Raw genomic sequence first — 22,817 nt, forward strand, 5'->3', positions numbered from 1 at the left:
ACGTGCACCCGGACGTCCTCCCCGGTGATCCGCTCCTGAAGCTCCAGCTCCGGCGCGGCCAGGACGGCTCCGGCCATCGCCTACTCCAGGCACCGGACCCGGCACAGGGGCCTGCCCCGTACGGGGTCCAGGGCGGGCAGCGGCAGCTCTTCGGGGAGCGTCGGCCGGTCGTTCACCGCGCGGGCACGATCCGTCCGGTGACCTCCCCGAGCTCCACCCGCGTCCCGTGCGGTCCGGGCGCCCACGCGGACAGCGTCACGGTGTCGCCGTCCTCCAGGAACGTCCGCTTGCCCTCGGGCAGGTCCAGCGGATCGCGGCCGTTCCAGGTGAGCTCGAGCAGGGAGCCGCGCTCGCCCGGCTCCGCGCCGCTGACGGTGCCGGAGCCGTACAGGTCGCCCGTGCGCAGCGAGGCGCCGTTCACCGTCATCTGCGCCAGCTGCTGGGCCGCCGTCCAGTACATGGAGGAGAACGGCGGTTCGGAGACCACCTGCCCGTTGATCGCGACCGAGATCCGGATGTCGAAGCCGCCGGGCTCCTCCTCGTCCGCGTCGTCCAGGTAGGGGAGCAGCCCGACGTCCCGGGCGGGCGGCGCCGTGCGGGCCGCGTCCAGGGCCTCCAGCGGGGTCACCCACGCCGACACGGAGGTCGCGAAGGACTTGCCGAGGAACGGGCCGAGCGGCACGTACTCCCAGGCCTGGATGTCCCGCGCCGACCAGTCGTTGAGCAGGCTCAGCCCGAACACGTGCTCGCGGAAGTCCCCGAGCGCGACCGGGGAGCCCTGCCGCGAAGGGACGCCGACGACGAAGCCGACCTCGGCCTCGATGTCCAGCTTCACCGAGGGGCCGAAGACGGGGACCGGGTCGGTGGGCGCCTTCCGCTGCCCGGACGGGCGCACCACCTCCGTGCCGGACACCACGACCGTGCCCGCACGCCCGTGGTAACCGATCGGCAGGTGCTTCCAGTTGGGGGTGAGCGCCGAGCCGTCCGGCCGGAAGATCCGGCCGACGTTGGTGGCGTGGTGCTCACTGGCGTAGAAGTCGACGTAGTCCGCCACCTCGTAGGGCAGGTGCATCGTCACCGCGTCGAGCGGGTGCAGCAGGGGCTCTATGTCCGGGCGGTGCGCAGGGACGGTCACCCACGCGGTGAGCGCGCGCCGCACGTCCCGCCAGGCGGTCCGGCCCGCCGCCAGGAGCGGCATCAGGCCGGGCTGCGCCAGCAGTCGGGCGTACGGCGATCCGAGCGCCTGCGCGGCGGCTCCGGCGTCCAGCACGTGGCCGCCGATGCGGACACCGACCCTGCGGTCGTCCGGGTGCTCGGGGGTGGAGAACACGCCGTACGGGAGGTGGTGCGGACCGAAGGGGTCGCCCTCGGCCAGATCGAGCGGGCTGCTCTGCTCGGGCATCTGTTGCTGCCTCGCTTTCCAGGTCGCTTGAGGGACACGTTACGTCGGCGACGCCACCCCGCGGCAGTGCCTCAAGCCTGCGTAATGCCCGGAAAGTCACCCCGTACTCCCCTTGCCCGGGCCCGTCACCCGGCCGTGCGCGGGATCCTCTTCTCCCAGGTCCGGTGGAAGACGATCTCGTCGCCGTCCTTGCACACGACCTCGTTGGACGTGATGAAGTCGTCCGCGTCCGCGCTCGTCTCCGAACGCGTCTCGACCCGTGCGTCCCAGGACATCTCCGGCCGGTGCAGCCGGATCGTCCAGTCCGAGCGGGCCCGTGCCGACAGCGGGTCGTCCTCCTGGACCGTGTAGGTCTCCACCGCGTCCTCGGTGAATTCGAGCCCGTCCGGGTAGACCCGCGTACCGCCGTAGCGCGGATCGACCTCCAGGCGCCATTCGCCCTTGGCGACGTCGCGGACCACCAGACGCTCCGGGCGCTGCTCGTCGAGCGTGACCGGGAAGACCACCCCGAGCGGTTCCGACTGCTCCGGTTCGCCGAAGGTGATCGCCGGGTCCTCCGTGTGCCGGCGCACCGGGAGTTCGACGAGGCTGCCGTCCGCGTCGAGCGTGAAGCCGTCCGAGCCGGCCTGCGGCCAGATCCACGGCCAGTACGAGGACGAGACGGCGAGCCTGATCCGGTGGCCGGGCGGGAAGGTGTGCCCGACGCCGTTCAGCTCGAACGCCACGTCCTCGGTCTCGCCGACGGGCCAGTCCTCCGACCGGTCCCGCCCGTGCCGGGCCGACAGGTTGAGCACTCCCCGGGTCACCAGGGTCGAGGCGCCGTCCGGGGCCACGTCGCACAGCCGGGCGATCGCCTGGCCGCGCGGTACGTCCATCCGGACGCGCAGCTTCACCCGGGGCCTGCCGAGGATCTCGATGGGGGCCTCGGCGACGGGGAACTCGAAGCACACCGACTTGGCGTCCTCGTCGCGCTGGTCGGGCGGCAGGTCGGCGTCGTTGCCGAACGGGAAGAAGCGGCCCGCGTCCAGCCCCGTCTGCTGCGGCGAGCGGACGATCTGCGGACCCCCCTGGAGGGCGTACGCCACCGGTGCGACGTTCTCCGACGGCCACCGCGCGTCGCCGACCCAGCGGCCGGGCAGCGTCTCGTAGACCGTGGCGGGGCGGTGTGAGCCGCTGATCCAGGACCGCAGCAGGGGCTCGTTCATCACCCCGGTGTCCTCGTCCTTGAGGTGCTGGTCCCACCAGCGCAGCGTCTCCTGGAGGAAACCGATCGCGGGCCCCGGCGGCAGCCCCCGGTCCGGGTACTGGTGCGACCAGGGCCCGATCAGCCCACGCACCTTCCCGGGGTCCAGGTGCTCGACGAGCCGCAGGACGGTGTCGCGGTACGGGTCGTGCCAGCCGCCGACGGCCAGGACGCTCGCCTCGATGGCGCCGTAGTCCTCGCACACGCTGCCGTGCTTCCAGTAGTCGTCACGGGTCTGGTGCGACAGCCAGGTGTGGATGAACGGATCGACCGCTTCAAGCCGCCTCAGCCACATGTCCTTCCAGTCGTCGCCGACGTCGGCCGGGTCCGGGGGGCGGGAGACGAAGGCCAGCATGGTGGCCGCCCAGGCGTGCATGTCGACGGCGAGGACGGAGCCGCCCATGTAGTGGACGTCGTTGTCGTAGCGGTCGTCCGCCGAGCAGACGGTGACGACCGCCTTCAGCGGCTCCGGGGCCAGAGCGGCGATCTGGAGCGAGTTGAAGCCGCCCCACGAGATGCCGAACATGCCGACCCGGCCCGTGCACCACTCCTGCCGGGCGAGCCAGTGCACCACGGCGACGCCGTCCGCGAGCTCCGTCGCGTCGTACTCGTCGCCCGGCATGCCCTCGCTGTTGCCGTGCCCGCGCACGTCGACCCGCACGGAGGCGTAGCCGTGGCCCGCGTACCAGGGGTGGCGCTGCCAGTCGCGCGGCGCCGTCCAGTCGCTCAGCCGGTAGGGCAGGTACTCCAGCAGCGCGGGCACCGGCTCGTCCGTGACCGGCCGCCAGATCCGGGCGTACAGCTGGGTGCCGTCCGACAAGGGGATGTAGAGGTCCTCGTGGGTCGTCTCGTACGGGAATTCGGTGCGGATCTGCATGGCATACCTCAGTGGACGGGGTGCATGGTGCGCTTCAGCCAGGGAGCGGCGGCGATGACGGCCACACCGGCGGCCACCGCGATTGCGCCATTGACACCGAAGTAGGCGGGGTTGGAGACCTCGCCGTACAGCTTCACGATCTGTGCCTGGATCCCGTTGGCGAGGGCCAGGGACAGGAACCACAGGGCCATCGTCTGGCTGGCGAAGGCCTTGGGGGCGAGCTTCGTGGTGGCGGACATGCCGGAGGTCTCCAGGAGGACGTCTCCGAGCCCGAGGAGCAGGTAGGAGCCGACGATCCACCACGCGGCCATCCGGTAGGTGTCGTCGGCGTGTCCGGAGGTCGGCAGGACCATCAGGAGGAAGGACAGGCCGCCGAGGATCACCCCGATCGCGATCTTGTTCGAGGCGTGCGGCTGGCGTGGCCCCATCCGGGCCCACACGGTGGCCACGACGGGCGCCAGCGCGACCTCGAAGGCGCCCAGCGCGGAGGCGTACCAGCTCGCCGGGAAGTGGAAGCCGAAGATCTCCGTACGGGCGTTGGTCGAGGCGAGCAGCATCATCGTCGAGTACGCCTGGAAGAGGATGAAGTTGAAGACGACGGACGCGAGGAACAGCACGACGTACGGCCGCAGCCGGCCGCGTTCCTCCGCGGTCACCCGGGGGCTCCGGAACATGACCACGAAGTACACGACGGGTGCGATCACCGACACCAGGGTGAGCACGTCGACGAAGCGGTCCATGGTGAGCCACCCGGCCAGCGTCAGGGCCGTCGCCACGAGGGCGGTCACGACGACGCCCGCCGTGATCCGCAGCACCGCCCGGCGCATCGGGCCGGGCGCCAGGGCGTACTCGGCGCCGTGCTTTCGCCCGGCCAGGTGACGCCTCCCCAGTACGTACTGGATCAGACCGAGCGTCATGCCGACCGCGGCGGCCGAGAAGCCCCAGTGCCAGCTCGCGTGCTCGCCGAGCCAGCCGGTGACCAGCGGACCGGCGAAGGCGCCGATGTTGATGCCCATGTAGTAGAGCGCGAACCCGGCGTCCCGGCGCTCGTCCTCGGTGCCGTAGAGCTTGCCGACCATGGAGGCCACATTGGGCTTGAGCAGACCCGTTCCGGCGCTGATCAGGCCGAGGCCCACCCAGGTCATCGTGGCCGTCGGCACGGCCATCGCGTAGTGGCCGCAGGCGATGAGGACGCCGCCGTACAGGACGGCGCGGTAGGAGCCGAGGATCCGGTCGGCCAGCCAGCCGCCCGCCACGGAGACCAGGTAGACGAGGGTGCCGTACGCGGCGGACACGGAGGCGGCGGTGCCCGGGTCCATCCCCATGCCGCCGTTCGCGACGGTGTCGGCGAAGAAGAGGACCAGGATGGCCTGCATCCCGAGGAACGAGAACCGCTCCCAGACCTCCAGGCCGGACAGGGTCATCAGGCCCCGTGGCTGGCCGAAGAAGGCATGGTCGTCACCGGGAGGCGGGCTGGCCGGCTCGGTACCGGTCGTGGTGTGGGACAAAGCGGCAACTCCTGATCGTATGAGCTGATCCCGAACATACCGGCGGTGGCGGGAAGGCGCCCACGGTGATCCAAAGGCGACCGGATACGCTGACTTGAGTGAGGACACCGACACATCGACATTCCGTGTGATCGTCAGCAGACAGGAGATCCCCTCGTGACCGTCGTCGGGCCGTTCGGACTGCGCGTGCGGGACCAGGCGCTTGAGGCCGATGTCCAGGCCGGCTTGGCCGCTGTCGAGGCGGGGCTGCTGGACGCCACGAAGAGCGAGGTCCCGTTCATCACGGAGGCCGCCCAGCACCTCGTCAGCGCGGGCGGCAAGCGGTTCCGGCCGCTGCTGGTAATGCTGGCGTCCCAGTTCGGTGACCCGGACGCGCCGGGAGTCGTCCCCGCGGCCGTCGTCGTCGAGCTGACCCACCTGGCCACGCTGTACCACGACGACGTGATGGACGAGGCGGACGTACGCCGCGGGGTGGAGAGCGCGAACACCCGCTGGGGCAACTCCGTCGCCGTCCTGACGGGTGACTTCCTCTTCGCCCGCGCCTCGCACATCCTGGCCGACCTCGGCCCCGAGGCTGTACGCATCCAGGCCGAGGCGTTCGAGCGACTGGTCACCGGCCAGATCCTGGAGACCGCGGGCCCGCGCGACGGCCGCGACCCGGTCGACCACTACATGGACGTGCTCGGCGGCAAGACCGGTTCGCTGGTCGCCGTGTCCGGGCGCTTCGGCGCCCTGATGGCGGGCGCCGACGAATCCGTCGTCGACATCCTCACCCAGTACGGCGAGCGGCTCGGCATCGCCTTCCAGCTCGCCGACGACGTGCTCGACATCGCCTCCGACTCCCACGAGTCCGGCAAGACGCCCGGCACGGACCTGCGCGAGGGCATCCCCACCCTTCCGGTCCTCCGCCTCCGCGCACGGGCGGAGGCCGAAGGCAGACCGGACGACCTGGAGCTCGTCGAGCTCCTCGACGGCGACCTCAGCGACGACGACCGGCTCGCGGAGGCGCTGCGCAGGCTGCGCGCCCACCCGGCGCTGGAGCAGGCGCGGCGGGACACCATCCGCTACGCGCAGGAGGCGCGGGCGACGCTGGCACCGCTGCCCGAGTGCTACGCGAAGGCCGCGCTCGAAGAGCTGTGCGACGCCGTGGTGCACCGCGCGGGCTGACGCCCGACCGGCCGCGCGGGCCCCCGCCCGTTCGGCCGACCCCTACTGGATGGCCGATTTCCTGCCCCTCCGTGTCATACCGGAGGGGTAGGCACAGTTGATCCCGCGGGCTGACGCCTGAAGCCGTTCGATTTGGTCAGATGGAGAACAACCACTCCTGACCACATCGGGTGAGAATGGCGGCGGGGAGTGGACGAGTGCAACGGGATGGCAGCCGCCGACCACGGAGGTAGGGCACACATGGCACCGAACGACAGCGCGGAGACCACCGGCGAGGCCACGGGCACTGTCGTGGTCCGGCGCAAGGCAGCGCGCTACATCGTCCCCGTCGCGGTGGCGGGAGTGGCGGCGGCGACGATCGGACTCGTCCCGGCACTCGCCGACTCCGGCGACCCCCAGCTGCCGAAGATCACGGCGCAGGAACTCATCGAGAGGATCGCCGCGTCGGACGAGCAGCAGCTCTCCGGCACGGTGAAGATCAGCACCGACCTCGGCATCCCGTCCTTCGGCGGGCTCACCGACTCCTTCCTGCCGGGCGCCGGCGCGGCCGACAGCACGTCGAGCGCCGCTCCCGACACCAAGCTGATGGAGCTCGCCTCCGGTACGCACACGCTCCGCGTAGCGGCCGACGGCCCCGACAAGCAGCGCCTGTCCATCCTCGGCGAAGGCTCCGAGTACAGCCTGATCCACAACGCGGGCGAGGTCTGGGCGTACGACAGCGCGAGCAACGAGGCGTACCACGCGCAGTCCGGCCAGGCCGGGCCCAAGGGCGGGAAGGCCGAGGAGCGCACGGCGCCGGAGGGGGTGCCGACCACGCCGAAGGAGCTGGCCGAGGAGGCCCTCGCCGCGGTGGGCGACACCACGTCCGTCACCGTCGACGGCACGGCGCAGGTGGCCGGCCGCGACGCGTACCAGCTGCTGATCAAGCCCAAGCAGTCCGGTTCCACGATCCGTTCGATCCGGGTCGCGGTGGACGCCCGGAACGGCGTGCCGCTCAAGTTCACCCTGGCCCCGAGCAGCGGTGGCAAGGCCGCGATCGACGCCGGATTCACCAAGGTCGACTTCTCGAAGCCCGACGCGTCCTCGTTCTCCTTCACCCCGCCCAAGGGCGCGAAGGTGACCGAGGCCGAGGAGCTGAAGGCCGGGGCGGAGAAGGACGGTGCGGCGGACAAGGCCCACGAGGACCTGTCCGCGCTGGAGGACTTCCGGGGCCTCAACGTCATCGGCGAGGGCTGGAGCGCGGTCGCCGAGATCGACATCCCCGGTGGCTCCGGGCTCCCCGCGGGGGGCTCCGGCGATGTGCCCGCCCAGGCCCAGCAGTTCCTGGACGCCCTCGGTGACAAGGTCACCGGCGACTTCGGCTCGGGCACGGTCTTCAAGACCCGCCTGGTCAACGCGCTGATGACGGACGACGGCAAGGTCTACATCGGCGCGGTCACCAAGGACGCGCTGGTGAAGGCCGCCGACACCGCCAAGTAGTACACGCCGTACGCCACCGCCCCGCCGTACCCTCCGTACGGCGGGGCGGTGCGTACACGGCGGGAAGAGGACGAGAGCCCATGACCGACACGGCGGCCGGGACACGGGTGGCGGGGCCCGGCGGGGAGACGGCCGCGGCCGTGATCGAGACCCGCGGCCTCACCAAGCGCTACCGCGGCGGCCGGCCGGCCGTCGACGGGCTCGACCTGCGCGTCCCCGGCGGCAGCGTCTTCGGCTTCCTCGGCCCCAACGGCTCCGGCAAGACCACCACCATCCGGATGCTCCTGGGCCTCATCGACCCGAGCGCCGGCACCGCGCGCGTCCTCGGGAGCCCCATGCCGGCCGCCGCCCGCACGGTCCTCCCGCACGTCGGCGCGCTGATCGAAGGCCCCGCCCCCTACGGGTTCCTGACCGGCCGGGACAACCTGGTGCGCTACGACTCCGCGGACGCGGCGGCCGATCCGCGCACCCGCCGCGCACGCGTCGACCGCGCCCTGGAGCGGGTCGGCCTCGCGGCCGCCGCGGGCAAGAAGGCCAAGGCGTACTCGCTCGGCATGAAACAGCGCCTCGGACTCGCCGCCGCGCTCCTCCAGCCGCGCAGACTGCTCGTCCTGGACGAGCCGACCAACGGTCTCGACCCGCAGGGCATGCGCGAGATCCGCTCCCTGATCCGCGAGCTGGCGGCCGAGGGAACGACCGTCTTCCTCTCCTCCCACCTGCTCGACGAGATCGAACAGGTCTGCACCCACGCCGCGGTGATGGCACGCGGCCGGCTCCTCGTCCAGGGCCCGGTCGCCGATCTCGCCGCGGGGGCGCGCGGCCGGCTCGCCGTCACCACCCCCGACCCGGGCGCCGCCGCCCGCATCCTCGGGGAGCACGGAGCGACCGGCCTCCTGACCGACGGGGACCGGGTGAGAGCCGACGCGCCGCCCGGCGGCGTGGAACTCGCCGACCTCAACGCGGCCCTGGTGCGCGGTGGCGTCCGCGTACGGTCCTTCGGCGTCGAACGGGCCTCGCTGGAGGACGCCTTCGTCGCACTCACCGGAGAGGGATTCGATGTCGCAGGCTGAGTCCGTCGCGGCGGCACCCCGCGTGCCACGCCGCGCCTTGTGGACCCTTGGGATCCTCCGCTCCGAACTGACCATGACCCTTCGCAGGGGGCGCACCCTGGCCCTGCTGGGGGTGCTGGCCGCCGTCCCCGTACTCGTCGGGATCGCGGTGCGGATCGAGACGGGCGACGGCTCAGGGCCGGGCGGGGGAGGCGGCCCCGCGTTCCTCGCCCAGATCACCAACAACGGGCTCTTCCTGGTCTTCGCCGCACTCTCCGTGACGCTCCCCGTCTTCCTCCCGATGGCGGTCGGCGTCGTCGCGGGCGACTCCGTCGCCGGTGAGGCGAGTGGGGGCACCCTGCGCTACCTGCTGGTCGCCCCCGCGGGCCGCACCCGGCTCCTGGTGGCGAAGTACGCGTCCGTGCTGGTGTTCTGCCTCGTGGCGACGCTGGTCGTGGCGGTCTCGGCGCTCGCGGTGGGGGCGGCGCTCTTCCCCGTCGGCGAGGTCACCACGATCTCGGGGACCCGGATCGGCTTCGGTGAGGGACTCCTGCGGGCCGGACTGATCGCGGTGGTGGTGGCGGCGTCCCTGACCGGGTTCGCGGCCCTGGGACTGTTCGTCTCGACGCTCACCGACAGCGGGATCGCGGCGATGGCGGCCACGGTCGGCGTGCTGATCACCGTGCAGATCCTGGACACGATGCCGCAGCTGGAGGGGATCCACCCGTATCTCTTCCCGCACTACTGGCTGTCCTTCACGGACCTGCTGCGCGACCCGGTCCGCTGGGACGAGATCGTCGGTAACCTCGGTCTGCAGGCGGTGTACGCGGCGGTGTTCGGCTCTGCGGCCTGGGCACGGTTCACGACGAGGGACATCACCGTCTGAGCCCTGCGGGACGGACTCGTCAGGGACCGTCCGTGCCGTCGGCCGGTCGAGCCGTCCCCCGATCGGCTCGTCGCGGCACGAACGGCACGAACGGTGTACAGCACGGAACGTCACGACACGGTACGTTCCGTTTCTGCCTGGTCATTGTTCGACTTCTGGCGACGGGCTGTCAATAAGCCGCGGCCTGAATCCCCCTATGCTCACCGAATGATCACATCGCCGAGTTCCCTGCGCCGCAGCGAGCGATCACGGCGGGCGACGCTGGACGCCGCCCTGGAGTTGTGCACGGAGAAGGGGTACGGCCGGGTCACCGTCGAAGCCATCGCGGCGCGCGCCGGCGTGAGCAAGAAGACGATCTACCGCTGGTGGCCGTCAAAGGGCGCGGTGCTGCTGGAGGCTTTCACGGAGGCGCTCGTCGGTGCCACACCGTTCGTCGACACCGGCGACATCGCGGCCGACCTGCGGACGCACATCAACGGCGCGGTGCGGTTGATGTCCACGGCGCCCTACGGCCCGGCCTACGCCGGGATCCTCTCCGAGATGCACCACGACGACGACCTCGCGGCGGCCGTCAGGGACCAGCTGGTCGGCCCGCGCGTCGAAGGTGCGGTGGCGCGCCTCCGCGGCGCGCAGGAGCAGGGGCAGATTCCGGAAACCGCCGATCTCCCGCTGGCGGTGGAGATGCTCTACGGGCCCGTCTACTACCGCCACGTGCTGCGCAAGCCCGCCCAGGACGAGGCGACGGTCGCCTCCCTGGTGGCCCACGTCCTGCGGTCGCTGGGCGCCGGGGAGTAGCCGGCCGGCGTCTCCCCGGGCGGCGTCAGCTGAAGAAGGCCGCGGCCCGGGACACCGCCGCGCTGTCGGACAGGACGTCACCGGGCTTGCTGCCGTTGCCCAGCAGCACCCCGCCCCACCGCATCCGCAGGTACTGCGCGGAGGCCCGCAGCGTGCCCGCCAGGGGCTCGGCGACCGCCGGATCGTCGTCCGCGAGCGCCGTGACGCCCCACAGGGTCTTCCCGGCCATCCGCTGCTCGAAGTCGATGCCGGGTGCCTCCAGCCATCCCGACCAGTGGTCCAGGTAGCGCTTGGTGGAGGTGGACACCGCGTACCAGTACAGCGGCGAGGCGATGACGACGTCGGTCGCTGCCAGCGTCGCCTCCAGCAGGGTCGCGGCGGGGCCCTCGGGGGCCGGATGGCCACCGTCCGCGTGCCGCAGATCCTCGAAGTCGGGCAGTGGAAGGTCCCGCAGGTGCAGCCACCGCTGCCGCGACCCTGCCGGGAGCTGTTCGGCGGCGAGCCGGGCGAGCGCTTCGGTGTTGCCGTCGGCGCGGCTGCTGCCGAGCAGGAAGAGGAAGCTGCGCGTGGCCATGAGGTGATCTCCCCAGTTAGCTGCATGCGAATGTAACCAGCGTTCGCATTATATGCACACGCATTGAATCGGGGGCGGTGGTTTCAGCCGAACAGCCGCTCCAGCACGAGGGCGACGCCGTCGTCCTCGTTGGACAGCGTCACCTCGTCCGCCGCGGCCCGCAGCTCCGCGTGGGCGTTGGCCATGGCCACCCGGTGGCCCGAACGCCGGAACATCGGCAGGTCGTTGGGCATGTCGCCGAACGCCACCGCGTCCGCCGGGTCGCAGTCGAGCAGCGCGGCGGCCAGGGCGAATCCGGTGCCCTTGTCCACGCCGTGCGGCGCCAGCTCGACCGTGCCGGGCCCCGCCATCGTGACGCCGGCCAGGTCGCCCACGGCCCCGCGCGCGGCGGCGGCCAGTTCGTCGTCCGTCAGCTCCGGGTGGCGCACCAGGACCTTGATGATCGGTGCCGCCCACAGCTCCTCGCGGCGGCCGGTCCGCTGCGCGGGGAGCGAGGGGTGCGGCATCAGGTAGCCCGGCTCGATCAGGGTCCGTCCCTCGGGACCGTCCTGGTCCACCGCGGCGAACACCTGGCCGACCTCCGCCTCGATCTTGCCGAGCGCCGCGTCGGCCAGCGTGCGGTCGAGCGTCACCGAGCTCAGCATGCGGGCCGACCCGGCGTCGTACACCTGGGTTCCCTGGCCGCAGACCACCGGGCCCTCGTAGCGGAGGTCGGCGAGCAGCGCGCGTATGCCGGGAACCGCCCGGCCCGTGACGATCAGGTGCCGCGCGCCGGCCGAGGCGGCGCGGGCGAGGGCGGCGCGGGAGCGGGGGCTCACGGTGTCGTCGGAACGCAACAGGGTCCCGTCGAGGTCCGTGGCGACGAGGGAATATGCGGGTGGCGTCGGCATGGGGCAAGCCTAGGGAGATCGGCCTCCAGCCGTACGCCGCTGACCTGCGCGGACGGTCAGCCCTCTCAGTGGACGCAGAATTCGTTGCTCTCCGGGTCCAGGAGGATCTGCCACGAACCGCCCGGCACCTCCACGGTGCGCAGCACGCCCGCCCCCAGCCTCGCGAGCCGGGCCACCTCGGCGTCGCGCTGCCCGGGGGCCGTGTGCACGTCCAGGTGGAGGCGGTTCTTCACCGTCTTCGGCTCCGGCACCCGCTGGAAGAGCAGGCGCCGTCCGAGGCCCGTCCCGCTCTTCTGCTCGTACGGGTCGTCAGGATGCCGCACCGCCGCGAGATCTCGCCAGGCGCGGCGTCCGTGGGACTCGACCGTGGCCGACTCGGGCGCGGCCCCGGAGCGGAGCACCTCCTCGATCAGGGCGCTGTTGTCCTCGATCAGGTAGCCGAGGGCCTCGGCCCAGAAGTCGGCCTGGGCGTGCGGGTCGTTGGCATCGATGACGAGCTTCCAGTGCAGGGTCATGGACACCGTTCATAGCGGCTGTACGGCATCCGTGGCAACGGGCGCGCCCGGCGTCAGCGGGGCGCGTCCGGCCTTCCCTGTCCGGTCCGGCCCGGCCGGAAGGCCCCGGGCCGGTGGGCAGGACCCGCAGACGTGCGTGTCGAGGGCGGCCAGCAGCTCCTGGGCGGACCGGCGCACCGACGGGTCGCCGTCCCCGGTCAGCCGCTCGGCCGTCGCCCGTCCGGCCAGGACCGCCCGGTGGGCGTCCCGTGTCCACTCCGGGTGGTGCGCGTGCCCGTGGGAGAGGATCGTCCGCAGCAGGCCGAGCACGCCGACGCGGTCCTTCACCGTCCGCACGGCGGCCAGCTCCCACAGGAACGGCACCGTGGCCACCGTGGAGTCGAACACCGTCATGGCGCCGATCCACCGGCCCAGGTCGCTCAGCGCGTCCTCGGCGGACTCACTGTCACCCCAGGCTATTCGCGACAGCATGCCGGGGACCTGGGACGCGGAACCATGGGCATGGCGCAGCTCATGCCACGGAACGTGCCTCATGTCCGCCAGAACGGTCCCCATCCGGGGCACTCAATCAGCCTTTGCGTGTGCCGTCCACCATGCATGCCTCACCCATCCGGTCGGCCGCCCGCGCTCCGGACGCCCACGCGGCGCGGAGGTGTCGTCCGTCCGGTCCGGCGAGGCCGGAGGGCGCCGGTCAGGGCGCCGGGGTCCGCTCCGTGGCCGTCGTGCCGGTGCCCGGTGAGGCTTCGGTGCCGGTCCTCGTGGAGGGTGCGGCTCCGGTGCCGGCCGTCGTGTCCGGTGCCGGAGCCGTGTCGACGGGCGCCCCGGCCTCCGCGGCCGGCACGGCGAGGCGCAGTGCCCGGGCCCGTGTCCGCCGTGCGGTCCGCAGCGCGTCCCAGGTCAGCATCATGAGTGCCGCCCAAACGAGGGCGAAGCCCGCCCACCGCTCGGGCGGCATGGCCTCGTCGAAGTACAGGATGCCGAGCCCGAACTGGAAGACCGGCGCCAGGTACTGCAGCAGGCCCAGGAGGGACAGCGGGACCCGGATCGCCGCCGCACCGAAGCAGACGAGCGGGATCGCGGTGACGAGGCCCGTCGCGGCGAGCAGGAGGCCGTGCCCCGCACCCCCCGAGAGGAAGGTCGAGTCGCCGCGCGCGCCGAGCCACAGCAGGAAGCCGAGCGCGGGCGGGAACAGGACGGCGGTCTCGGCGGCCAGGGACTCCAGGCCGCCCATGCCGACCTTCTTCTTCACCAGGCCGTACGTCGCGAACGAGAACGCCAGCACCAGTGAGATCCACGGCGGCTGCCCGTACCCGATCGCCAGCACGAGCACCGCGGCGAAGCCTGTCGCCACCGCGGTCCACTGCGCGGGCCGCAGCCGCTCACCGAGCAGCAGGACGCCCATGGCGATGGTGACCAGCGGATTGATGAAGTAGCCGAGTGACGCCTCGACGACATGGCCGTTGTTGACGGACCAGATGTAGAGGCCCCAGTTGACCGAGATGACGGCCGAGGCGATCGCGATCAGTCCGAGCTTCCGGGGCTGGCCGACCAGCTCGCGTATCCAGGCCCAGCGGCGCAGGAACAGCAGGGCGACCCCCACGACGGCCAGCGACCAGACCATCCGGTGGGCGAGGATCTCCACCGCGCCGGACGGCTCGAGCAGTGGCCAGAAGAGGGGCACCAGGCCCCACATCCCGTACGCGCCGACTCCGTACAGCAGGCCGGCCCGCTGGTCGTTCTCTTGCTTCACGGGCCCTCCCGGCACGCTGTGCCGGCGAGCGGCCGACCGCACGACGGTAGCGCCGGAAGGGCCTCCGTGTCATAGCCGTCTCACGGAGACGGTCGTGACAGGGTCGGCTTGCGTCACACCGTGGCCACCGCGGCGGCCACCGTCTCGGCCAGCGGTGTCGTCGGCCGGCCGGTCAGGCGGGCCAGGTCGCCGCTCGTACCCGCCAGCAGCCCGCGCCCGATCGCCTCGTCGACGTCGACGAGGATCGCGGCGAAGCCCTCGGGCACGCCCGCGCCCACCAGGATCTCCTGGTGTGCGGCGGCCGGGACCTCGGTGTACGTGATCTCCTTGCCGGTGGCGGCGGAGACCGTGGCGGCGTACTCGGCCAGCGACCAGGCGACGTCACCGCTCAGCTCGTACGCGGCGCCGAGGTGGCCCTCGCCGGTCAGCACGGCGGCAGCGGCGGCGGCGTAGTCGGCCCGGGTGGCGGAGGCGACGCGACCGTCGCCCGCGTTGCCGACGACGGTCCCGTGCTCCAGGACGGGGGCCAGGTTCGCCGTGTAGTTCTCGGTGTACCAGCCGTTGCGCAGGAAGGTGTACGGCAGTCCCGATTCGAGGATCAGCTGCTCGGTCACCCGGTGCTCCGCGGCCAGCTGGAAGTCCGCTGCCGGTCCGCCCAGCACGCTCGTGTAGGCGAGCTGCGCGACGCCCGCGGCCTTGGCGGCGTCGATCACCGCGGTGTGCTGCGGGACCCGCTTGCCGACCTCGCTGCCGGAGATCAGCAGGACGCGGTCACCCGCCTCGAAGGCCCCGGCGAGGGTCTCCGGACGGTCGTAGTCGGCGATACGGATCTCGACGCCCCGGGCGGCGAGGCCGGCGGCCTTCTCCTCGCTGCGGACGACTGCGGCGATCCGGTCGGCCGGGACCGTGTCGAGCAGCTGCTCGACGACGAGACGGCCGAGCTCGCCGGTGGCTCCGGTGACAACGATGCTCATGGGGTGCTCCTTCTGGGACGCGCTGTTCCTCGTACGGACTGTTCACTCACTGTAGGACGGGCACTAACCAAACGAAAGTACCCACTTTGAAGTAAGGTACTGGCATGAGCGTAAGTGCCGAGCGGACTCCGAGCGTGAACCAGCCCATGTGCCCCTCCCGGCTGGTTCTGGAACACGTCACCAGCCGATGGGGGGTCCTGGTGCTGGCGGCGCTGCTGGAGCGCTCGTACCGCTTCAGCGAGCTGCGCCGCACGATCGGCGGCGTCAGCGAGAAGATGCTGGCCCAGACCCTGCAGACCCTGGAGCGGGACGGCTTCGTGCACCGGGACGCGAAGCCCGTGATCCCGCCGAGGGTGGACTACTCGCTCACCCCGCTCGGCAGGGAGGCCGCCGACCAGGTCTGGGGCCTGGCCCGCTGGACCGAGCGGCGCGTGGACGCCGTGCACGCGGCGCGCGAGGCGTACGACGAGGCCCGGAGCTGACTGGTCGGGTCGGCTCCGGGCCTCGTCGTACGTGTTCCGGGCCTCCGCGGCCCCGGGTGGCGGCCGGTCAGCCGACCACGGTCCAGGTGTCGTTGCCGGCGAGGAGGGTGCTCAGGTCGCCCTTGCCGTGCTGCTCGACGGCGGTGTCCAGCTGGTCGGACATCAGGCTGTCGTAGACAGGGCGCTCCACACTGCGCAGGACCCCGATGGGGGTGTGGTGCAGCGTGTCCGGGTCGGCGAGGCGTGAGAGGGCGAAGGCGGTCGTGGGGCTGGGGTTGTGGGCGTCGTGGACGAGGATCCGCGACTGGTTCTCCTCGGTCACCGCGACGACGTGCAGATCACCCGTGACCGGGTCCCGGACGACGCCCTTGGACCCCTCCGCCCCGAAGCGGATGGGCTGGCCGTGTTCGAGGCGGATGACCGCCTCCTCGGCCTTCTCCTTGTCCTTGAGGGCGTCGAAGGCGCCGTCGTTGAAGATGTTGCAGTTCTGGTAGATCTCGACGAGTGCGGTCCCGGGGTGGTCGGCGGCCGCCCGCAGCACCCCGGTGAGGTGCTTGCGGTCGGAGTCCACGGTGCGGGCCACGAAGGACGCCTCGGCGCCGAGGGCCAGGGAGACCGGGTTGAAGGGGGCGTCGAGCGAACCCATCGGGGTCGACTTGGTGATCTTCCCGACCTCCGACGTGGGGCTGTACTGCCCCTTCGTCAGACCGTAGATGCGGTTGTTGAAGAGGAGGATCTTGAGGTTGACGTTGCGGCGCAGGGCGTGGATCAGGTGGTTCCCGCCGATGGAGAGCGCGTCGCCGTCGCCGGTGACGACCCACACGGACAGGTCGCGGCGGGAGGTCGCGAGCCCTGTCGCGATGGAGGGGGCGCGGCCGTGGATGGAGTGCATCCCGTAGGTGTTCATGTAGTACGGGAAGCGGGACGAGCAGCCGATGCCGGAGACGAACGCGATGTTCTCCTTCGCCAGCCCGAGCTCGGGCATGAAGCCCTGCACCGCCGCGAGGACCGCGTAGTCACCGCAACCGGGGCACCAGCGCACCTCCTGGTCGGACTTGAAGTCCTTCATGGACTGCTTGCCCTCGGCCCTGGGGACCAGGTGGAGGAGTTCGTTGGTGTCAGGCATCGATGGCCTCCCTGAGGACGGTGGCGAGCTGCTCGGCCTTGAAGGGCATTCCGTTGACCTGGTTGTAGCTCTGCACGTCGACGAGGTACCTGGCCCGCAGGAGCATCGCGAGCTGTCCGAGGTTCATCTCGGGCACGACGACCCTGTCGTAGCGCTTCAGCACGTCGCCGAGGTTCTTCGGGAACGGATTGAGATGGCGCAGGTGCGCCTGCGCGATCGTCTCGCCGGACGCCCGCAGACGGCGGACCGCCGCGGTGATCGGCCCGTACGTCGAGCCCCAGCCCAGGACGAGCGTCGTCGCGCCCGCCGGGTCGTCGACCTCGAGGTCGGGGACCACGACGCCGTCGATCTTCGCCTGGCGGGTACGGACCATGAAGTCGTGGTTGGCCGGATCGTAGGAGATGTTGCCCGTGCCGTCCTGCTTCTCGATCCCCCCGATCCGGTGCTCCAGGCCGGGTGTGCCCGGCACGGCCCAGGGGCGGGCCAGCGTCTCCGGGTCACGCTTGTACGGCCAGAACACCTGGGTGCCGTCGGCGAGTTCGTGATTCGGGCCGGTCGCGAACCGCGTCCGCAGGTCCGGCAGGCTGTCGGCCTCCGGGATCCGCCACGGCTCCGAGCCGTTCGCCAGGTACCCGTCCGACAGCAGGAACACCGGCGTCCGGTACGTCAGGGCGATACGCGCCGCGTCCAGCGCGGCGTCGAAGCAGTCGGCCGGGGTCCTGGGCGCGACGATCGGGACCGGTGCCTCGCCGTTGCGGCCGTACATGGCCTGTAGCAGGTCGGCCTGCTCGGTCTTGGTGGGCAGCCCCGTGGAGGGCCCGCCCCGCTGGATGTCGATGATCAGCAGCGGCAGCTCCAGGGAGACGGCGAGCCCGATCGTCTCCGACTTCAGCGCCACCCCCGGGCCCGACGTCGTCGTCACCGCGAGGGAACCGCCGAACGCGGCGCCCAGCGCGGCCCCGATCCCCGCGATCTCGTCCTCCGCCTGGAACGTCCGCACACCGAAGTTCTTGTGACGGGACAGCTCATGCAGGATGTCGGACGCCGGGGTGATCGGATAAGAACCGAGATAGAGCGGGAGATCCGCCTGCCGGCCGGCCGCGATCAGCCCGTACGACAGTGCGAGATTCCCGGAGATATTGCGGTACGTACCCGTCGGGAACGCCTGGGACGCGGGGGCCACTTCGTAGGAGACCGCGAAGTCCTCGGTCGTCTCCCCGAAATTCCAGCCCGCCCGGAAAGCAGCCACATTCGCCTCGGCGATCACCGGCTTCTTCGCGAACTTGGACCGGAGGAACTTCTCCGTACCCTCCGTCGGCCGGTTGTACATCCACGACAACAGCCCGAGCGCGAACATGTTCTTCGACCGTTCGGCCTCCTTGCGGGAAAGACCGAACTCCTTCAATGCCTCGATCGTCAACGTCGTCAACGGCACGGGATGCACGTTGTACGCATCGAGCGACCCGTCCTCCAAAGGAGACGTCTCATATCCGACTTTCGCCATCGGGCGCTTCGTGAACTCGTCGGTGTTCACGATGATGTCGGCCCCGCGCGGCACATCCGCGATATTCGCCTTCAGGGCGGCGGGATTCATTGCGACCAGCACGTTCGGTGCGTCGCCCGGCGTCAGGATGTCGTGGTCCGCGAAATGCAGCTGGAACGACGACACGCCCGGCAGGGTCCCGGCGGGCGCCCGGATCTCGGCCGGGAAGTTCGGCAGGGTCGACAGGTCGTTCCCGAACGACGCCGTCTCCGACGTGAACCGGTCACCCGTCAGCTGCATCCCGTCGCCGGAGTCACCCGCGAAGCGGATGATCACCCGGTCCAGACGGCGGATTTCCTTCTCAGTGGCACCCGTTCGATCGGACTGGGGGGCGCGTTGCTCCCCGACGACAGCCTCACTGGGCTCGTCGGTCTTTCCGGCTGGGCTACTGACCTGGCTGGTCACTGAACTGGACCTCCCTCGGGGCGGCGGCTCGGGACCGGCCGGCCCGCCGGCGGTCCAGGCCCCACCTTACTTCTGTAAGGGTCGCCTTCCTTGGACCGATCATATGGTGGACGCGTTTTCGAGACATCGGTTCGTCACGCTTTGCCATGGTCACGGACCCCCCAAGCCGTCGGACGAACGCCCTCGGGGCTCATCCTTTCGTTGTAGGCCTGGGATTTCGCTGCACTGCCGCTAGATCATCCGACTTTCAGGACTTCAGATAGGTGAGAACCGCCAGAACACGCCGGTGATCCCCGTCACTGGGGGAAAGTCCCAGTTTCAGGAAGATGTTGCTGACGTGCTTTTCCACCGCTCCGTCGCTGACCACCAGCTGTTTGGCGACCGCCGAATTCGTGCGGCCCTCCGCCATCAGGCCGAGGACCTCCCGCTCGCGCGGCGTGAGCCTGACCAGCACGTCCTGCTTGCGGCTCCGGCCCAGCAGCTGCGCCACCACCTCGGGGTCCAGCGCCGTCCCGCCCCGCGCCACCCGCACCACGGCGTCCACGAACTCCCTGACCTCGGCGACCCGGTCCTTGAGCAGGTAGCCCACCCCCCGGCTGCTGCCGGCCAGCAGCTCGGTGGCGTACTGCTCCTCGACGTACTGCGAGAGCACCAGCACCCCGATGTCCGGGTACTCCTTCCTCAGCTGCACCGCGGCCCGCACCCCTTCGTCGGTGTGGGTCGGCGGCATCCGCACGTCGGCGACCACCACGTCGGGCAGCTCCTCCTGCGCGGCGAGGTCGCTCACCGTCTTGATCAGCGCCTCGGCGTCCCCCACCCCCGCCACGACATCGTGTCCGAGGTCGGTCAGCAACCGGGTGAGTCCCTCCCGGAGCAGTACCGAATCCTCGGCGATGACGACCCGCACTCTGTCCTCCACGACGCTGTTGTCCCCCACTGTCGGTACTGCTCCGTGTGCGCCGCTGTACGCGCCGCCCCTGCGGCGTCCAGCATCCCAGGATCAGGCGCCCGGGTGGGGCCGTACGCGGACCTTTCCGTCGGCGCCCGCGGGCGCCGACGGTCCTGTGCGGGCTGTGCCCCACGCGCTCAGCAGCGCCCCGGACGCCGTGGTGGCGTCCGGGGCGCTGCTGTCCGCGGCTCCGTGCGAGGCTGTCCGCTGCTCCCGGGTGCGGGGCCGGGCGGGTCAGCCCCGCCAGGGCAGCTCGGCCGTGACCGTCGTCGGTCCGCCCGCGGGGGAGCCGACGACGAGGACACCGTCCACCGCGTCCAGGCGCTCGGTGAGCCCGGCCAGGCCACTGCCCGACGCGATGTCGGCCCCACCGCGCCCGTTGTCGGTGACCTGGAGCATCAGCCGGTCCGCGGTGCGCCACACGTCGATCGAGGCGCGGGTGGCGTGGCTGTGCTTGCTGACGTTCTGGAGCAGTTCGGACACGGTGAAGTAGGCGATGCCTTCGATGGCTTGTGCGGGTCGTGATGCGAGGTCCACGGATACGTTGACGGGGACGGTGCAGCGGGAGGCGATGGCGGAGAGTGCGGCGTCCAGGCCGCGGTCGGTGAGGACGGCGGGGTGGATGCCTCGGGCGAGGTCGCGGAGTTCCTGGAGGGCGACCTTGACCTCGCCGTGGGCTTCGTCGACCATGCGTGCGGCGGCTTCGGGGTCGTCGGTGAGCTTCTCCTTCGCCAGGCCGAGATCCATGGCGAGGGCGACGAGGCGGGCCTGGGCGCCGTCGTGCAGGTCGCGTTCGATGCGGCGCAGGTCCGCGGCTGCCGTGTCCACGACCACACCCCGGTCCGACTCCAGCTCCGAGACGCGGGTCGCCAGCCGGGAGGGGCCGAGCAGGCCGGCGACCATCAGGCGGTCGACGGACGCCAGGCCGCGGATGATCCACGGGGTGACCAGGACGAGCGCCAGACCGACACCGCCGGTCACCGCCAGCTCGAAGGGGGAGTCGAGATAGACCTGGTGCGTGCGGTCCCCGTACAGCTGGATGCCGTCGATGCCCACGTACGCCGGGAAGACCCAGTGCCACAGCGGATAGGTGAACGCCGCCCAGCCGTACGACCAGAACGTCAGCGCGACGACGAAGGCGAACAGGGCCCACGGGAGGTGCAGAACCGCGTAGAGCAGGTGCCGCCAGGACGCCCCGCTCTTCAGCACCGCGCCGACCCAGGACATCAGGCCGCCCGTCCTCCCGCGCAACGGCTCCGGGTCCGCTACGTCGAGCTTCAGCAGCCCGCGCGCCCGGCCCCGTTCCATCGCGCCGAACCCCCGGCACATGACGAGCCCGGCGGCGAGTACCGGAATGCCGAGGAAGGTGATGAGCATGCCCAGCCCCAGCGACGTCATCGTGATCGCGAAGCTGAACAGCACCACGCTGATCGGCAGGCTCAGGAGAAGGTAGGCCAGCTCGCGGTAGGTGCGTGCCTCCAGGGGCGCACGCAGCACCGCCGGGAAGAGGTGCCTCGTCCGCGGTGCCTGCGGGTGGTCGCCCGATCCGGCACCGGTCCTGTGGTGGTTCCGGGTGTCCGGTCCGTATGCCGTGGCCATCAGAGGCGTCCGTCCGTTTCTTCCGAGCGGGAACTTCCCGCGGGCCTGTACATCGGCTGATATCCCCAGACTGCTCCGCCGGGCGGCTCCGCACCATGAGGGCGGTCTCCGTATCCGGCCGGGGGTTTTCCCCACCCGCGGGCGGGGGTGTCCGGACGGGCCCCGTCCCTGGCCGGGCGTGTCCGGACGGGCCCCGTCCCTGGCCGGGCGTGTCCGGACGGGCGTCCGGGGGCTCGGGGCGTGGTCCTCCCCGCTGGGCCCGGTCCGGTCAGGCGTGTGCCGCCGTGGCGTCCGAACGGTCCCGCCAGGGCAGCTCCGCGGTCACCGTGGTGGGCCCGCCCTCCGGGGAGTCCAGGACGAACAGCCCGTCGACCGCCCCCAGCCGCTCCGCCAGCCCGGCCATGCCCGTACCACCGTCCAGCCGCGCACCGCCGGCCCCGTCGTCCTGCACCTGGATCATCAGCCGGTCCGCGGTGCGCCAGACCTCTACCGAGGCCGAGCGGGCGTGGCTGTGCTTGCTGACGTTCTGGAGCAGTTCGGACACGGTGAAGTAGGCGATGCCTTCGATGGCTTGTGCGGGTCGTGATGCGAGGTCCACGGATACGTTGACGGGGACGGTGCAGCGGGAGGCGATGGCGGAGAGTGCGGCGTCCAGGCCGCGGTCGGTGAGGACGGCGGGGTGGATGCCTCGGGCGAGGTCGCGGAGTTCCTGGAGGGCGACCTTGACCTCGCCGTGGGCTTCGTCGACCATGCGTGCGGCGGCTTCGGGGTCGTCGGTGAGCTTCTCCTTCGCCAGGCCGAGATCCATGGCGAGGGCGACGAGGCGGGCCTGGGCGCCGTCGTGCAGGTCGCGTTCGATGCGGCGCAGGTCCGCGGCTGCCGTGTCCACGACCACACCCCGGTCCGACTCCAGCTCGGCGATCCTGCGTTCCAGTCCGTCGGAGGGCGACAACAGCCCGCGCGCCATCGCCCGGTCGGCGTTCGTCAGCACCCGTGCGATGAAGGGGAGCACCGGCCAGAGCACGACCAGGCTCACCAGCGTCACGGCGAACGTCACCACACCCCACGGCAGCCGCATGAACGAATACAGCAACGCCCGCCAAGCCACCGGGTCCTTCAGCCCCGACCAGAGCCAGGGGAAGAACCCGGTCTCCCGGGTGCTGCGTGCCATCGGACTCGGCTCGTCGATCCGCACCCCGAGCATGCCCCGCGCCCGCCCCCGCTCCGCCCGGCCGAGGCCGCGCGCACCCTGCAGCCCGAGGGCGAGGAGCGGCAGCCCGACCACCGTGACCGAGAGTCCCGCGCCCACACCGATCAGGAAGACGGTGTAGACGAACCCGGCGATCGCCATCGGCAGGTTGGCCAGGAGGTAGGCGATCTCCTTCCACGTCGACCCGTCGAAGGCGAAGCGCGCGGGTGGCGGAAGGTCACTGTCCGGCATGGCGGGGCTCATGGTCATACGGCCACCCTGCCGGGCCGGCGGCGCCCACGCCATGGGGTTCGTGGGTGGGGGCGAAGTAGGGATAACCCCACTACTTGTGTGACGCGGCTGCTTACCCTCTCTTTAACAGGGCCTAGACTCCCGTGCGTACAGACCGTCGAAC

20 protein-coding genes are annotated in these 22,817 nt (G+C 71.3%); 6 read left to right on the forward strand and 14 right to left on the reverse strand.

Annotation, left to right across the window (positions count from 1 at the left end):
* Window positions 1-172 precede the first annotated feature (172 nt).
* The 3 genes from fahA to OG927_RS19270 form a co-directional block, all read right to left on the reverse strand.
* Window positions 173-1,402 (reverse strand): fumarylacetoacetase, encoded by a 1,230-nt coding sequence (gene fahA, locus OG927_RS19260; protein ID WP_056796792.1) that lies wholly within the window; start codon window positions 1,400-1,402, stop codon window positions 173-175.
* Between the two features lie 125 nt (window positions 1,403-1,527).
* Window positions 1,528-3,522 carry a CocE/NonD family hydrolase gene (locus tag OG927_RS19265; RefSeq protein WP_209469928.1) on the reverse strand — a complete coding sequence of 665 codons (1,995 nt, stop codon included), beginning with the start codon at window positions 3,520-3,522 and terminating at the stop codon, window positions 1,528-1,530.
* A gap of 8 nt (window positions 3,523-3,530) precedes the next feature.
* On the reverse strand, window positions 3,531-5,030 hold the full coding sequence (locus OG927_RS19270; RefSeq protein WP_056796786.1) for a peptide MFS transporter: 1,500 nt from the start codon (window positions 5,028-5,030) through the stop codon (window positions 3,531-3,533).
* 156 nt (window positions 5,031-5,186) lie between these two features.
* On the opposite strand from OG927_RS19270, the gene OG927_RS19275 reads away from it, so the two are divergent.
* From OG927_RS19275 to OG927_RS19295, 5 genes are all read left to right on the forward strand, one after another.
* Entirely contained in the window at window positions 5,187-6,197 is a 1,011-nt protein-coding gene (locus OG927_RS19275; protein ID WP_056796783.1) for a polyprenyl synthetase family protein, read from the forward strand.
* 240 nt (window positions 6,198-6,437) lie between these two features.
* The gene (locus tag OG927_RS19280) at window positions 6,438-7,676 is read left to right on the forward strand and encodes a LolA family protein (RefSeq protein WP_330320525.1); all 1,239 of its coding nucleotides are present in this window, start codon (window positions 6,438-6,440) and stop codon (window positions 7,674-7,676) included.
* A gap of 80 nt (window positions 7,677-7,756) precedes the next feature.
* Window positions 7,757-8,746, forward strand: a complete 990-nt coding sequence (locus OG927_RS19285; protein ID WP_330320526.1) for an ABC transporter ATP-binding protein — start codon at window positions 7,757-7,759, stop codon at window positions 8,744-8,746.
* Window positions 8,733-9,611 carry an ABC transporter permease gene (locus OG927_RS19290; protein ID WP_330320527.1) on the forward strand — a complete coding sequence of 293 codons (879 nt, stop codon included), beginning with the start codon at window positions 8,733-8,735 and terminating at the stop codon, window positions 9,609-9,611. The genes OG927_RS19285 and OG927_RS19290 overlap by 14 nt, the downstream gene beginning before the upstream one ends.
* A gap of 207 nt (window positions 9,612-9,818) precedes the next feature.
* Window positions 9,819-10,406, forward strand: coding sequence for a TetR/AcrR family transcriptional regulator (locus tag OG927_RS19295; RefSeq protein ID WP_124281410.1), 588 nt, complete (start codon window positions 9,819-9,821; stop codon window positions 10,404-10,406).
* Window positions 10,407-10,431: 25 nt separating this feature from the next.
* Here OG927_RS19295 and OG927_RS19300 read toward each other — a convergent pair whose 3' ends face one another.
* From OG927_RS19300 to OG927_RS19325, 6 genes are all read right to left on the reverse strand, one after another.
* Window positions 10,432-10,980: a flavodoxin family protein gene (locus OG927_RS19300; RefSeq protein WP_056796764.1), complete on the reverse strand. Its 549-nt coding sequence runs from the start codon at window positions 10,978-10,980 to the stop codon at window positions 10,432-10,434.
* An 83-nt stretch (window positions 10,981-11,063) separates the two neighbouring features.
* Complete coding sequence (locus OG927_RS19305) at window positions 11,064-11,870, reverse strand: HAD family hydrolase (protein WP_056796761.1); 807 nt, start codon at window positions 11,868-11,870, stop codon at window positions 11,064-11,066.
* A 65-nt stretch (window positions 11,871-11,935) separates the two neighbouring features.
* Window positions 11,936-12,385, reverse strand: a complete 450-nt coding sequence (locus tag OG927_RS19310) for a VOC family protein (protein WP_056796757.1) — start codon at window positions 12,383-12,385, stop codon at window positions 11,936-11,938.
* Window positions 12,386-12,394: 9 nt separating this feature from the next.
* On the reverse strand, window positions 12,395-12,940 hold the full coding sequence (locus OG927_RS19315) for a hypothetical protein (RefSeq protein WP_241191769.1): 546 nt from the start codon (window positions 12,938-12,940) through the stop codon (window positions 12,395-12,397).
* A gap of 136 nt (window positions 12,941-13,076) precedes the next feature.
* Complete coding sequence (rarD, locus tag OG927_RS19320; protein ID WP_056796754.1) at window positions 13,077-14,135, reverse strand: EamA family transporter RarD; 1,059 nt, start codon at window positions 14,133-14,135, stop codon at window positions 13,077-13,079.
* 113 nt (window positions 14,136-14,248) lie between these two features.
* The gene (locus tag OG927_RS19325; protein ID WP_330320528.1) at window positions 14,249-15,109 is read right to left on the reverse strand and encodes an SDR family oxidoreductase; all 861 of its coding nucleotides are present in this window, start codon (window positions 15,107-15,109) and stop codon (window positions 14,249-14,251) included.
* A 104-nt stretch (window positions 15,110-15,213) separates the two neighbouring features.
* Here OG927_RS19325 and OG927_RS19330 point away from each other — a divergent pair, with 104 nt between their 5' ends.
* Complete coding sequence (locus OG927_RS19330; RefSeq protein WP_056796749.1) at window positions 15,214-15,591, forward strand: winged helix-turn-helix transcriptional regulator; 378 nt, start codon at window positions 15,214-15,216, stop codon at window positions 15,589-15,591.
* 67 nt (window positions 15,592-15,658) lie between these two features.
* On the opposite strand, the gene OG927_RS19335 is transcribed toward OG927_RS19330, so the two are convergent.
* The 5 genes from OG927_RS19335 to OG927_RS19355 form a co-directional block, all read right to left on the reverse strand.
* Complete coding sequence (locus OG927_RS19335; RefSeq protein WP_319101718.1) at window positions 15,659-16,717, reverse strand: 2-oxoacid:ferredoxin oxidoreductase subunit beta; 1,059 nt, start codon at window positions 16,715-16,717, stop codon at window positions 15,659-15,661.
* On the reverse strand, window positions 16,710-18,665 hold the full coding sequence (locus OG927_RS19340; RefSeq protein ID WP_330320529.1) for a 2-oxoacid:acceptor oxidoreductase subunit alpha: 1,956 nt from the start codon (window positions 18,663-18,665) through the stop codon (window positions 16,710-16,712). Before OG927_RS19340 ends, OG927_RS19335 begins: the two co-directional genes overlap by 8 nt.
* Before the next feature lie 247 nt (window positions 18,666-18,912).
* Window positions 18,913-19,572 carry a response regulator transcription factor gene (locus OG927_RS19345; RefSeq protein ID WP_056797751.1) on the reverse strand — a complete coding sequence of 220 codons (660 nt, stop codon included), beginning with the start codon at window positions 19,570-19,572 and terminating at the stop codon, window positions 18,913-18,915.
* A 276-nt stretch (window positions 19,573-19,848) separates the two neighbouring features.
* Window positions 19,849-21,213: a sensor histidine kinase gene (locus tag OG927_RS19350; RefSeq protein ID WP_330320530.1), complete on the reverse strand. Its 1,365-nt coding sequence runs from the start codon at window positions 21,211-21,213 to the stop codon at window positions 19,849-19,851.
* Between the two features lie 268 nt (window positions 21,214-21,481).
* Window positions 21,482-22,672, reverse strand: a complete 1,191-nt coding sequence (locus tag OG927_RS19355; RefSeq protein ID WP_330320531.1) for a sensor histidine kinase — start codon at window positions 22,670-22,672, stop codon at window positions 21,482-21,484.
* Between the last annotated feature and the right edge of the window lie 145 nt (window positions 22,673-22,817).

The organism is Streptomyces clavifer (assembly GCF_036345975.1).
GTDB classification, from domain to species: Bacteria; Actinomycetota; Actinomycetes; order Streptomycetales; family Streptomycetaceae; genus Streptomyces; species Streptomyces clavifer.

Bases quoted from the DNA above. Each gene is read 5' to 3' on its own strand.
- fahA (WP_056796792.1), bottom strand. From the start codon at position 1,402: ATGCCCGAGCAGAGCAGCCCGCTCGATCTGGCCGAGGGCGACCCCTTC.
- OG927_RS19265 (WP_209469928.1), bottom strand. From the start codon at position 3,522: ATGCAGATCCGCACCGAATTCCCGTACGAGACGACCCACGAGGACCTC.
- OG927_RS19280 (WP_330320525.1), top strand. From the start codon at position 6,438: ATGGCACCGAACGACAGCGCGGAGACCACCGGCGAGGCCACGGGCACT.
- OG927_RS19285 (WP_330320526.1), top strand. From the start codon at position 7,757: ATGACCGACACGGCGGCCGGGACACGGGTGGCGGGGCCCGGCGGGGAG.
- OG927_RS19290 (WP_330320527.1), top strand. From the start codon at position 8,733: ATGTCGCAGGCTGAGTCCGTCGCGGCGGCACCCCGCGTGCCACGCCGC.
- OG927_RS19295 (WP_124281410.1), top strand. From the start codon at position 9,819: ATGATCACATCGCCGAGTTCCCTGCGCCGCAGCGAGCGATCACGGCGG.
- OG927_RS19300 (WP_056796764.1), bottom strand. From the start codon at position 10,980: ATGGCCACGCGCAGCTTCCTCTTCCTGCTCGGCAGCAGCCGCGCCGAC.
- OG927_RS19305 (WP_056796761.1), bottom strand. From the start codon at position 11,870: ATGCCGACGCCACCCGCATATTCCCTCGTCGCCACGGACCTCGACGGG.
- OG927_RS19310 (WP_056796757.1), bottom strand. From the start codon at position 12,385: ATGACCCTGCACTGGAAGCTCGTCATCGATGCCAACGACCCGCACGCC.
- OG927_RS19315 (WP_241191769.1), bottom strand. From the start codon at position 12,940: ATGGGGACCGTTCTGGCGGACATGAGGCACGTTCCGTGGCATGAGCTG.
- OG927_RS19325 (WP_330320528.1), bottom strand. From the start codon at position 15,109: ATGAGCATCGTTGTCACCGGAGCCACCGGCGAGCTCGGCCGTCTCGTC.
- OG927_RS19330 (WP_056796749.1), top strand. From the start codon at position 15,214: ATGAGCGTAAGTGCCGAGCGGACTCCGAGCGTGAACCAGCCCATGTGC.
- OG927_RS19335 (WP_319101718.1), bottom strand. From the start codon at position 16,717: ATGCCTGACACCAACGAACTCCTCCACCTGGTCCCCAGGGCCGAGGGC.
- OG927_RS19350 (WP_330320530.1), bottom strand. From the start codon at position 21,213: ATGGCCACGGCATACGGACCGGACACCCGGAACCACCACAGGACCGGT.
- OG927_RS19355 (WP_330320531.1), bottom strand. From the start codon at position 22,672: ATGACCATGAGCCCCGCCATGCCGGACAGTGACCTTCCGCCACCCGCG.